Origin of the sequence: Micromonospora sp. NPDC004540, from assembly GCF_040610095.1 — a bacterium.
Classification (GTDB): Bacteria; Actinomycetota; Actinomycetes; order Mycobacteriales; family Micromonosporaceae; genus Micromonospora.
Map to the genome: position 1 here is coordinate 22,740 of NZ_JBEXLR010000038.1, position 11,839 is coordinate 34,578.

Genomic DNA, 11,839 nt, shown 5'->3' on the forward strand with positions numbered 1-11,839 from the left:
CGGCTCACACCGCCGCCCGGCCGCTCAGCGGGCGGCCGCGCCGACCCGGGCCAGGCGGTCGAGCAGGAAGACCTCCGTGCCGGCCAGGCCGGTGGAGCAGAAGACCGAGATCTGGTCCGCGCCGGTCCGGCCGGGGACCGCCCCGGCCAGCACCGCGCCCAGGTCGCGCAGCCGGTTCGCGTACGGCTCGACGGCGGCGAGCATCGGCGGGGCGTACGCGGCCGCCTGCGCGGGCGAGTCGGTGACCAGCAGGTCGGCGGCGTCCAGCAGGTCGGGCCCGAACTCGTGCCGGTCGACCTGCTTGAAGCCGACGGTGTTGACGTGGGTGCCCGGGGCGAGGTCGGCGGCGGCCAGCACCGGGGTGGTGCTGGTGGTGGCGAGCACCACCAGGTCCCGGTCGCGCACCGCCGCGGCGGCCGAGTCGACGGCGCGGGCCGGCACGCCCAACTCGGCCCGGACCCGGGCGGCGAAGGCCTCCCGGCGGGCCGCCGAGCGGCTGTGCACCGTCACCTCGCGCAGCGGGCGGACCGCGGCGGCGGCCCAGACCTGGGTCCACGCCTGGCGGCCGGAGCCGACCACGCCGAGGGTGGCCGCGTCGGGGCGGGCCAGCGCGGCCACGGCAACCCCGCCCAGTCCCCCGGTGCGCCGCGAGCCCAGCTCCTCGCCGACGGCGATGGCGCGTACCGCCCCGGTGGTCGCGTCGTGCAGCACCACGAGCTGGCCGCTCTCCGGGCGCCCGAAGGTGTCGTACGAGCGAAAGCCGTACCACTCGCCGGTGAGGTGCCCGGCAGTGAGCACCATCCGGCCGCCGCCGAGCGGGGCGGACGCCCGGGGCGGGGCGATGAGCCGGCCCTCGTACGCGGCCAGCAGCGCGTCCCGCATGGCGGCGACGGTGAGCGGGGCGTCCACGGCGGCGGCGACGTCCTCGTCGGAGAAGAGCACGGTCATGCCGACCATGGTGCAACCTGAAGTTCGCGTGAACTCCAGCGATGGTGGGGTTCGTCACCGCGCCGGCCCGCCGGCCCCGGCGGTGCTAGCGTCGGCTTCGGCGGCCCCGCGCCGCCCCGGACGAGTGGTGGGCGTACCCGGTCAGGCCAAGACGCCCCGCGTGACCGCCCGTCCCGGCCCCGGTGGCCGGGCCCGTCCTGTCAGAGGTGACCCATGGCCTGGCTCGTGCTGGTGCTCTCCGGACTGTTGGAGACCGCGTGGGCGATCGCCCTCGACCGCAGCGCCGGCTTCACCCGCCCGCTCCCCTCCCTGGTCTTCGTCGTGTCGCTGGTCGCCAGCATGGCCGGCCTGGCGTACGCGCTGCGCGACATCCCGGTCGGCACCGGCTACGCGGTCTGGGTCGGCATCGGGGCGGTCGGCACCGCGCTGGTCGGCATGGTGGCGCTGGGCGAGTCGACCAACCTGCCCCGGATCGCCTGCCTGCTGCTGGTTGTCGCCGGCGTGGTCGGCCTCAAGGTCTTCCACTGATCCTCCGACCTGCCCGCACGTCCGGTTTGGACGGCGGGCCGATCCGGGTAGTTCTCCCTCGCCCCACCCGAGGAGAACCGTTACGGAGGACATCATGGCCGACATCCACGCCACCGCCCGCCCGCGCAGCAGCGCGGCGCGCGTCTGCACGATTCTCGCGTTCGTCTTCGCGGTCATCGCGATCTTCTTCCTGCCGCCGCTGTTCGGCCTGGTCGGCCTGGTGCTCGGCATCGTCGGCGCGGTGCTCGGCGACAAGCCGCTCGGCTGGTACGCCGCCGCCGCCAGCGTCGTCGGCGCCGTCATCGGCATGATCATCAGCTACGCCATCTACAACTCCTGACCCCCGTACGTGCGAGGGCCCGCCGGACGCACCGGCGGGCCCTCGACGTTGTCGGGTGGTCAGTCCTCGGCGCCGCGGAGGCCGACCAGGACCTCCTCCAGCTCGTCCGGCTTGACCAGCACGTCGCGCGCCTTGGACCCCTCGGACGGGCCGACCACGCCCCGGGTCTCCATGAGGTCCATGAGCCGGCCCGCCTTGGCGAAGCCGACCCGCAGCTTGCGCTGGAGCATCGAGGTCGAGCCGAACTGCGAGGTGACCACCAGCTCCACCGCCTGCACGAGCAGGTCCAGGTCGTCGCCGATGTCCTCGTCGATCTTCTTCTTGCTGTCCTGCGCGACGGTCAGCACGTCCGGGCGGAAGTCCGGCTCGCGCTGGTCCTTGCAGAACTTGACCACGTCGTGGATCTCGCGCTCGGTCACCCAGGCGCCCTGGATCCGGACCGGCTTCGACGCGCCCATCGGCAGGAACAGCCCGTCGCCGCGGCCGAGCAGCTTCTCCGCGCCGGGCTGGTCGAGGATGACCCGGGAGTCGGCCAGCGAGGAGGTGGCGAAGGCGAGCCGGGACGGCACGTTCGCCTTGATCAGGCCGGTGACCACGTCCACCGAGGGACGCTGGGTGGCCAGCACCAGGTGGATGCCGGCGGCCCGGGCGAGCTGGGTGATCCGGACGACCGAGTCCTCCACGTCGCGCGGCGCGACCATCATGAGGTCGGCCAGCTCGTCCACGATGACCAGCAGGTAGGGATAGGGCCGCATCTCGCGCTCGCTGCCCGGCGGGGCCTTGATCTCGCCGTTGCGCACCTTGCGGTTGAAGTCGTCGATGTGCCGAACCCCGTTGGCGGCGAGGTCGTCGTAGCGCATGTCCATCTCGCGGACGACCCACTCCAGCGAGTCGGCCGCCTTCTTGGGGTTGGTCACGATCGGGGTGACCAGGTGCGGGATGCCCTCGTAGCCGGTCATCTCGACCCGCTTCGGGTCGATGAGCAGCAGCCGCACCTCGTCCGGGGTGGCCCGGGTGAGGATCGACACCAGCAGCGAGTTCAGGCAGGACGACTTGCCCGCGCCGGTGGCGCCGGCGATCAGGATGTGCGGCATCTTGGCCAGGTTGGCCACCACGTAGCCGCCCTCGATGTCCTTGCCGAGCGCCACCACCATCGGGTGGTGGTCGCTGGTGGCGGCCCGCGAGCGGAGCACGTCGCCGAGGGACACGTTCTCCGGGTCGGTGTTCGGGATCTCCACGCCGACGGCGCTCTTGCCCGGGATCGGGCTGAGGATCCGCACGTCCGGCGACTTCACGGCGTAGGCGATGTTGCGGGAGAGCTGGGTGATCCGCTCGACCTTGACGCCCGGCCCCAGTTCGACCTCGTAGCGGGTGACCGTCGGGCCCCGGGTGAAGCCGGTGACCGCGGCGTCCACGTCGAACTGCTCGAAGACGCCGGTCAGCGCGGCGATCACCTCGTCGTTGGCCTTGCTCCGGGTCTTCGGCGCGGCCCCGCTGCCCAGCATGTTGGCCGGTGGCAGGGTGTAGTCGCCGGCCAACCCGGTGAGCGCGAGCTGCTCGGCCCGGGTGGGCAGCGGCGAGTGCTCCGGCGGCTCGACCGGCTTGCGGCTGGCCGGCACCCTCTTGCGCGGCAGCACCAGGGTGTCCTGGAGGTCGACGCCGTCCAGGTCGTCGTCCGGGTCGAGCGGGTCCACCGGCGGCGGGAGGCGCTTGGCGGCCCGCTTGCGGGCGGGCTTCGCCGCCGCCTCGGCCTCGGCCTCCTCGGCGTCGGGCGGCGGGACCGGGGCCGCGCGCAGCCCGAGCCGCTCCGGGATCTTGTTGATCGGGGTCGCGGTGACCACCAGCAGGCCGAAGACCAGCAGCAGGAGCAGCAGCGGCAGGGCCACCCAGGCGGTGACCGCGGACTTGAGCAGGTCGCCCACACCGGCGCCGAGCAGGCCACCCGCGTAGTCGCGCTGGACCTCGTCGACCGGGTCCTGTCCGATGTGCAGCATGGCCGCCGTGGCGAGCAGCATGGAGCCCCAGCCGACCAGGCCGCGGCCGCGGTGCGCGGGATCGGCCGGGGTGCGCATCAGCCGCCAGGCGCCCACCATCAGCAGCACCGGCAGCACGATGGCGATGGCGCCGACGAAGAGACGCGCGGTGTCCGCGAGGTGCCGGCCCACCGGCCCCGCGCCACCGGACCAGATGCCCACCGCGCTGAGGATGGCCAGGCCGAACAGGAGCAGCCCGGCGCCGTCGCGACGGTGCTCCGGGTCCAGCTCACGGGTGGTCGCGGCCTGCCGGCCGGCGGCCCGGAACGCCCAGCCCACGCCGTGCGCCAGCCCCATCCACAGGGCACCCAGCGCGCGACCGGCGAACGCCGCCGGGCTCGGCCCGGGCGCGGGGCGCCGCCGGGCCTTGGCCCGGGTGGTCTTCTTGGCCGGCTGGCGGGCACGGCTGTTCGTGGTCCCGCGCGGCGACGCGCCGCGCCGCCGGCTCGCCTGAGAGGTACGGCCCGCCATACAGTCACCGTAACGGCGGGACCCGGCAGATCGCCGCTTTTCCGGGTCGTGTCCGCGCGTCGCGGCACGGATCCGCCGCCCGTTGTGTTATTCGCCTCAGAAGGGATGCCCTGATGGCGTCGCCGGAGATCGAGGACGGTCCGGACGGCCCCCTGGCCGGACACCCGCAGGCGCTGCGACCGCTGACCGGCGAGCTGATCGCCGCCGTGCTGGCCAACCGGGGGTACGCGATCGCCGCGGACGCCGACGGCGACCTGGTGGGCCGCTGGGGCGAGAGCCTCATCTGGTTCTTCCGCCGGGGCGCCGCCGGGGAGCTGCTCCAGGTACGCACCGTCGCGGCACACCGGTTCGACATCGAGCAGGTGCCCGACCTGCACGCCTTCTGCAACACCTGGAACCACGACCGGCTCTGGCCCAAGGCGTTCGTGCACGTCGCCGACGACGGGCTGGCCCAGGTGTGCGGCGAGGTGACCACCGACCTGGAACGCGGGGTCACCCCGCACCAGCTCGACCAGCTCGTCGACTGCGGTGTCACCACCGGCTGCCAGCTCGCCGCCGCCGTGGCGGACCTGCCCGGCGGGACGGTTCAGTGACCGCCTTCCGGGACCGGGGGCTGGCCGACGCGCTCGCCGACGCCCGGGACCTGCCCGACGGCGAGGCCCGCTGCGCCGAGCTGGAACGGATCGCCGCCCGGGCCGACGCCACCGGCGACCCGCGTACCGGGCTGGCGGCGCGGTTGGCGCTGATCGAGGCGTACCTGCACCTGGGCGAGCGGTGGCGGATGGTGGAGCCGGTACGCCGGTGTGTGGCCACCGTGGACCGGCAGCCGGGGCTGCTCGACGGGGCCGGCGGGGCCGAGCGGCTCCGGCGGCACCAGCGGCAGGCCGTGGAGGCGCTCTTCGGCACCCCCCGGGTGGCCCTGGACCAGGCCCGCTCCCTGTTGGACGACCTCGCCGACCGGCTGGGCCCGGCGGCCGGGCCGGTGGCCGAGCTGCGCTGCCGGCTCGCCGACCACCTCGGCGACGAGCCGACCGCCCGCCGCGAGTACGACCGCTGGTCCGCCGGCGACCCGTCCGACCCGGTGGCCGGCTGCGCCGGCTGTGCCCCGGCCCGCCGGGCCGAGCTGCTGGCCGGCTGGGGCGAGCCGGCGGCCGCGCTGGCCGAACTGGGGCCGGCGCTCGACGGTGAGCCGGGCTGCACCGACCAGCCGGAGCGGGCCCTCGCCGCGGGGCTGCTGCCCTGGCTGCGCACCGGCGAGGCGGCGCGCGCCGCCCGGGCGCACGTGCGGGCGTACCGCCGGCACCGCCGGGAGCGGGCGGCGTTCCCGCAGCTCGCCGCGCACCTGCGGTTCTGCGCGCTGGGCGGGCACCTGGCCCACGGGCTGGACGTGCTGGCCGAGCAGCTGCCGCGGCTGGACCACCCGGCCGACGACCTGTCCGCGATGGAGTTCGCCGCGGCCGGGGCGCTGCTCTGCGGGCTGGCCGTCGAGGCCGGTCTCGGCGGACGGCGGATCCACCGCCCCGGGCACGGGGCCCGGCCGGCCGCCGAGGTGGACGTGGCGACGCTCGGCGGCCAGCTCCAGGCCCTCGCCACCGCACTGGCCGGCAGCTTCGACGCCCGCAACGGCACCGGCCACCAGTCCGGCCGGATCGCCTCCTGGCTGGCCGAGCGGCCGCTCGCCGAGCCGGTGCCGCTGCCGGACGAAGACGACGCGGAGCCCGGCGACTCCCCGGCCGAGCCCGGGCCGCCCGGCGAGGAGGAGGTCGCCCCGCTGAGCCTGCGGCTGCTCACCGCCGCCCTCGACGCGCGCGGCGACGCGTACCTGCTGGAGCCGGACGGCACCGTGGCGGGCCGCTGGGGCGAGGCCGTGGTCCAGTTCCGCCGGCTCGGTGAGCAGGGCGAGGTGCTGCACGCCCGGGCCGTGGCCCTGCGCCGGCTGCCGGCCGACCGCCGCGCCGAGGCGTACGCGTTCTGCAACGCCTGGAACCACGACCGGCTGCTGCCGGCGGCGTACGTGCACGACCCGGGCGACGGGACGCTGCTGCTGGCCGCCGACATCACCACCGACCTGGCGTACGGGGTGGCGCCGGCGCAGCTCGTCGTGCTGGTCACCGCGGCGGTCAGCACCGGGGCCGCGTTCGCCGAGGCGGTCGCCGCGCTGCCCTGAGCCCGACGTGGCGCGGCCCCCGGCCACCGGGCGGTGGTGGACGGGGGCCGCGGTCCGGTGCCGCCGGGGTCGACCCGGCGGCGGCTCAGCGGGCGGAGAACGCCAGGGTGTACTCGCCGGCGCCGGCCAGCCCGACCACCCGGTAGCGGTAGGCGCCGGCCGGGGTGTCGGCGGTCAGCCGGGCCAGCCCGCCGTCGCTGTCGGCGCGGGCCACGGTGCGGAACGCGGTGCCGGTGAAGCGCTGCAGCTCCAGCACCACTCGGGCGTCCGCCGGTGCGGCGACGCACGCCTCCTGGGCGCCGCCGGACACCCGGAAGAAGCGGCCGTCCGGCTGGACCTGTGCCCGCCCGGCGGCGATCCGGCCGGTCCGGCTCACCTGGCCGGTGCAGGCGGTCTCGTCGCCGGCCGGCGGGGTGGCCGGCGCGGTGCTGGCCGGCGGCGCGGTGGACCCGCCCCCGGCCGGCGGCGCGGAGGGCGCGGCCTGGTCGTTCGCGGTGACCAGGGTCAGGTTGTTGCGCTGGAGGATCTCGTTGACCGGCTGGAAGAAGGTCACCCCGCCCCGGGTGCAGTCGCCGGAACCGCCGGAGGTGACCCCCTGCGCCTGGTCGCCGGAGAGCCACGCGCCGCCCGAGTCGCCCGGCTCGGCGCAGACGTTCGTGCGGGTCAGGCCGGTGACCGTCCCCTCCGGATAGTTCACCGTGGCGTTCCTGGCCTGGATCACCCCGCAGCGGGTGCCGGTGGTCGAGCCCGAGCGGCACACCGAGGCGCCGACCGGGGCCTCGGTGGAGCCGTTCACCGGCACCGTGCCGCCGTTGAAGTCGTTCACCACCCCCTGCGGCGTCCACTGGCCGTTGACCTCGACGACGGCCCAGTCGTCGCCGGGGAACGACGAGGCGGCGAACGTGCCCTGGGCGACCCGGTTCGCGCCGGTGGTCCGGTCCCCCGGCCGGCCGCAGTGGCCGGCCGTGACGAAGCCACCGACCACCGAGAAGCCGACCGAGCAGCGGCCGGCGTCGTTGATGAAGTACGCGTCGCCACCCCGCACGTCGAACAGCGGGCGGGGCGCCTCGTCGGCGGTCCGCACCCGCACCGAGCCCGCGGGCACCCCGCTGGCCTCGGCGAACCGGCGGCCGGCCGCCTCGGCTCCGGGCCGGGCGACCACCACGACCGAGTTGCTGGGCACGTCGACGTACCAGCCGGCGACGTCCGGGCTGGCGTCGCCGCCGGCCGCGTCGAGGCGGGTCTTCACCGAATCCAGTTCGGCGACCCCGCGGTCGACCGGCTTCGGCACCGCGCCGGCGGCGGTCACCCGGGCCGCCCGCGCGGGATCGGCCACCGCCACGTTGAGCGTCGTGCCGTCGGCGGCGAGCCAGCTGCCGCCGTAGTCGGCGCCCAGCTCGCCACGGAGTTTCGTGACCGTGCCCGACGCCCACCGCTCGGTCTTCAGCCGCCGGGCCGCCTGGTCGCGGGTGAGCGAGAGGTCGCGGCTCAGCGCGTCCAGCACCTCGGGCGCGACGCCGTCGGACGCCACCGGGGCGGTCCGCCGGGCCGTCGGGTTCTCGCCGGCGAACGACGGCAGGGTCACCGCCGCCGCCGTGCCCGCCGCCGCCACCAGTACGCCGATGGCTGTCATCCGTCTGCGGTCCATCCGCCACGCTCCTCCCGGCCGGCGCGGGGTACGCCTGCCGGAGCGGAGTACGAAGACGGACGCCGATCGGTTGAACGCGACGGGTCAGGATCGGCGGAGCGTGGCGGGGCCGCTCCGGGGCGTACCCGGGAACGGCGACGCCGGCCCACCGTGGACGGTGGACCGGCGTGCGGCGCTTCCGGCGGTCAGACCTCGACGACCGTCGGCACGATCATCGGCCGGCGGCGGTACGCGTCGTTGACCCAGCGCCCGACGGTGCGCCGGACGATCTGCTGGAGCTGGTGCGGGTCGGTGATGCCGTCCGCGGCGGCCCGGTTCAGCGCCTCGGTGACCAGCGGGATCACCGGGTTGAACGCCTCCGGGTCTTCGGAGAAGCCCTTCGCCGAGACGGTCGGCCCGCCGACCACCTTGCCGGTGACCGAGTCGACCACCACGGTGGTGGCGATGAAGCCGCCGTCGCCGAGGATCCGGCGCTCGGTGAGCAGTGACTCGCTGACGTCGCCGACAGCGAGGCCGTCGACGTAGACGTAGCGGCTCTTCACGTGGCCGACCAGGCTGGCGCGCCCGTCGACCAGGTCGACCACGTCGCCGTCCTCGCAGAGCACCACCCGGTCCGGCGCGACGCCGGACTCGATGCCGAGCCGGGCGTGCGCCCGCAGGTGCCGCCACTCGCCGTGCACCGGCATGAGGTTGCTCGGGCGGGTGACGTTGAGCAGGTAGAGCAGCTCGCCGGCGGGTGCGTGACCGGAGACGTGCACCTTGGCCACGTCCTTGTGGATCACGGTCGCGCCGGCCCGGGCCAGCCGGTTGATCACCCGGTAGACCGAGGTCTCGTTGCCCGGCACCAGCGAGGACGCGAGCACGACGGTGTCGCCGGGGGCGATGGTGATGTGCCGGTGGTCGCCGCTGGCCATCCGGCCCAGGGCGCTCATCGGTTCGCCCTGCGAGCCGGTGGACATCAGCACGATCTGCTCGGGCGGCAGCGTGGTGGCCTCCTCAAGCCCGACCACCAGGCCCGGCGGGATGTTGAGCAGGCCCAGGTCGCGGGCGATGCCCATGTTGCGCACCATGGACCGGCCGATCAGCGCCACCTTGCGGCCGTGCTCGATCGCCGAGTCGAAGACCTGCTGCACCCGGTGCACGTGCGAGGCGAACGAGGCGACGATGATCCGGCCGCGCGCCTTGGCGAAGATCGAGTCGAGCACCGGCCCGATCTCCCGCTCCGGGGTGACGAAGCCGGGGATCTCCGCGTTGGTCGAGTCGGAGAGCAGCAGGTCCACGCCCTCGGCGCCGAGCCGGGCGAAGCCGGCCAGGTCGGTGATCCGGCCGTCCAGCGGAAGCTGGTCCATCTTGAAGTCGCCGGTGTGCAGCACCAGGCCCGCGCCGGTGCGGATGGCCACCGCGAGCGCGTCGGGGATCGAGTGGTTCACCGCGAAGAACTCGCACTCGAACGGGCCGAGCCGCTCGCGCCGCCCCTCGGCGACGGTCAGCGTGTACGGCTGGATCCGCCGCTCGGCCAGCTTCGCCTCGACCAGGGCCAGGGTGAACTGCGAGCCGACCAGCGGGATGTCCGGCTTGTGGGCGAGCAGGTACGGCACCGCGCCGATGTGGTCCTCGTGGCCGTGGGTGAGCACGATCGCCTGCACGTCGCCGAGCCGGTCCAGGATCGGGCCGAAGTCGGGCAGGATCAGATCCACGCCCGGCTGCTCGACGTCGGGGAAGAGCACCCCGCAGTCGACGATCAGCAGCTTGCCGTCGTACTCGAAGACCGTCATGTTCCGGCCGATGGCGCCGAGTCCGCCGAGCGGGATGATCCGCAGGCCGCCCTCCGGCAGCGGCGGGGGCAGCTCACCCTCGATGTGCGCCTCGGTCACGCGTCACCTCATTCTGCGACGCCGTCGCGCGGCGTCCGTCGTGTCGTTCGATCATTCGGGTAGGGACAGGCCCGCCGCGGCGCAGTCGGCGCGCAGCTGGGCCAGTTCGTCGCCGGTGGCGTCCACCAGCGGGGGGCGCACCGGGCCGGCCGGCAGGCCCTTGGCCGCCAGGCCCGCCTTCACCAGGATCACGCCCTGGGTACGGAAGATTCCGGTGTACAGCGGCAGCAGTCGCCGGTGCAGGGCGAGCGCGGTGTTGGTGTCGCCCGCCTCGTACGCCTCGATCATCTGCTTGGTCTGCACGCCGGTGAAGTGCGTGGAGGTGCCGACCACGCCGACCGCGCCGACCGCGAGGGCGGGCAGGGTCAGCGCGTCCTCGCCGCTGTAGAAGGCCAGGTCGCTGCGGGCCAGCACCCAGGAGGTGGCGGTGAGATCGCCCTTGGCGTCCTTGACCGCGACGATTCGGCCGTGCTCGGCCAGCTTCACCAGGGTGTCGGTGGCGATCTCCGTGCCGGCCCGGTGCGGGATGTCGTACAGCATGATCGGCAGCCCGCTGGCGTCGGCCACGGCGGTGAAGTGGCGCAGCAGCCCCGCCTGCGGCGGCTTGTTGTAGTACGGCGTCACCACCAGCAGGCCGTGCGCGCCGGCCTTCTCCGCCTGCGCGGCCAGCTCGATGGTGTGCCGGGTGTCGTTGGTGCCCACCCCGGCGACGATCCGGGCGCGGTCGCCGACCGCCTCCGCGACGACGCGGATCAGGGCCTCCTGCTCCGCGTCGGTGGTGGTCGGCGACTCGCCCGTGGTGCCGTTGAGCACCAGCGCGTCGTTGCCCTGCTCGTCGACGAGGTGGCTGGCGAGCCGTACGGCGCCGTCGAGGTCGAGCGACCCGTCGGCGGTGAACGGGGTCACCATGGCCGTGATCAGTCGCCCGAACGGGCGCGACGCGCCCCGTTCCGGGGCGGCAGGGAGGTCGTGCGTCATGTTCACAACCTAGCGGACGACCACCGGGGCCCCGGTGGCGAAGGGCGACGACTCACTCGGCGTGCGGAGAGGCCGCCACCTCGGTGCCGTCGGGGAGCGTGGAGATCACGAAGTCGGCGAAGACGTTCGGCGCGACCCCCTGGAGCTGCCGCAGGCACTCCACGGCCAGCTCGCGGATCTCCACGTCGGCGTGCTCGGTGGCGCGCATCTTGATGAAGTGCCGCCAGGCCCGGTAGTTGCCGGTCACCACGATCCGGGTCTCGGTGGCGTTGGGCAGCACCGCGCGGGCCGCCTGCCGGGCCTGCTTGCGACGCAACGTCGGGTTGGGCTCGTCGGTGAAGCGGGCCTCCAGCCCCTCCAGCAACTCGGTGTACGCCCGCACCGCCGCCTCGCTGGCCTCGACGAACTTCTTGTGCAGCTCCGGGTCCTCGGCGATCACCGCCGGCTCCACCATGGCGGCGTCACGCTCGGGGACGTAACGCTGGGAGAGCTGGGAGTAGGAGAAGTGCCGGTGCCGGATCAGCTCGTGGGTGAAGGACCGCGACACCCCGCTGAAGTAGAAGCTCACCGAGCCGTGCTCCAGCACCGAGAGGTGCCCCACGTCCAGGATGTGCGCCAGGTAGCCGGCGTTGGTCGCGGTGGCCGGGTTCGGCTTCTTCCAGCTCTGGTAGCAGGCCCGGCCGGCGAACTCGGCGAGCGCCTGACCACCCTCCGCGTCGGTCGACCACGGCACGTCGTCCGGGGCCTGGAACTGGGTCCACGCGATCAGCTTGACCTGGGGCTGCACCATCTCCGGCATTCCTGCGACTGTAGTGGCCCGTGGGCCTCCCGCGAAACTTGGGCGCGCGGACG

General features: G+C 74.7%; 10 protein-coding genes and 1 riboswitch. Of the genes, 4 read left to right on the forward strand and 6 right to left on the reverse strand.

The genetic code is table 11. The features are described from left to right. Positions 1–24: 24 nt before the first annotated feature. Positions 25–948: an ornithine cyclodeaminase family protein gene (locus tag ABZV78_RS15275; protein ID WP_355638936.1), complete on the reverse strand. Its 924-nt coding sequence runs from the start codon at positions 946–948 to the stop codon at positions 25–27. 96 nt (positions 949–1,044) lie between these two features. Then, positions 1,045–1,108: riboswitch (guanidine-III (ykkC-III) riboswitch) on the forward strand. Positions 1,109–1,161: 53 nt separating this feature from the next. Between ABZV78_RS15275 and ABZV78_RS15280 the strand changes: the two genes are divergently transcribed. Further along, entirely contained in the window at positions 1,162–1,476 is a 315-nt protein-coding gene (locus ABZV78_RS15280) for an SMR family transporter (RefSeq protein WP_355638937.1), read from the forward strand. Between the two features lie 94 nt (positions 1,477–1,570). Further along, a complete protein-coding gene (locus ABZV78_RS15285) occupies positions 1,571–1,816 on the forward strand; it encodes a hypothetical protein (RefSeq protein ID WP_355343980.1) in 246 nt (81 codons plus the stop codon). Between the two features lie 59 nt (positions 1,817–1,875). On the opposite strand, the gene ABZV78_RS15290 is transcribed toward ABZV78_RS15285, so the two are convergent. After that, positions 1,876–4,320, reverse strand: coding sequence for a DNA translocase FtsK 4TM domain-containing protein (locus ABZV78_RS15290; RefSeq protein ID WP_355638939.1), 2,445 nt, complete (start codon positions 4,318–4,320; stop codon positions 1,876–1,878). Between the two features lie 113 nt (positions 4,321–4,433). On the opposite strand from ABZV78_RS15290, the gene ABZV78_RS15295 reads away from it, so the two are divergent. Both ABZV78_RS15295 and ABZV78_RS15300 read left to right on the forward strand, forming a co-directional pair. Beyond that, the gene (locus ABZV78_RS15295; RefSeq protein WP_355638941.1) at positions 4,434–4,913 is read left to right on the forward strand and encodes a YbjN domain-containing protein; all 480 of its coding nucleotides are present in this window, start codon (positions 4,434–4,436) and stop codon (positions 4,911–4,913) included. Further along, positions 4,910–6,487 (forward strand): YbjN domain-containing protein, encoded by a 1,578-nt coding sequence (locus tag ABZV78_RS15300; protein WP_355638943.1) that lies wholly within the window; start codon positions 4,910–4,912, stop codon positions 6,485–6,487. Before ABZV78_RS15295 ends, ABZV78_RS15300 begins: the two co-directional genes overlap by 4 nt. 85 nt (positions 6,488–6,572) lie before the next feature. On the opposite strand, the gene ABZV78_RS15305 is transcribed toward ABZV78_RS15300, so the two are convergent. The 4 genes from ABZV78_RS15305 to thyX form a co-directional block, all read right to left on the reverse strand. Next, a complete protein-coding gene (locus ABZV78_RS15305) occupies positions 6,573–8,135 on the reverse strand; it encodes a S1 family peptidase (protein WP_355638945.1) in 1,563 nt (520 codons plus the stop codon). A gap of 185 nt (positions 8,136–8,320) precedes the next feature. Then, entirely contained in the window at positions 8,321–10,009 is a 1,689-nt protein-coding gene (locus ABZV78_RS15310) for a ribonuclease J (RefSeq protein ID WP_355638947.1), read from the reverse strand. 51 nt (positions 10,010–10,060) lie between these two features. Beyond that, positions 10,061–10,987, reverse strand: a complete 927-nt coding sequence (gene dapA, locus ABZV78_RS15315; protein ID WP_355638949.1) for a 4-hydroxy-tetrahydrodipicolinate synthase — start codon at positions 10,985–10,987, stop codon at positions 10,061–10,063. 52 nt (positions 10,988–11,039) lie between these two features. Next, complete coding sequence (gene thyX / locus ABZV78_RS15320; protein WP_091269003.1) at positions 11,040–11,777, reverse strand: FAD-dependent thymidylate synthase; 738 nt, start codon at positions 11,775–11,777, stop codon at positions 11,040–11,042. Positions 11,778–11,839: the final 62 nt, after the last annotated feature.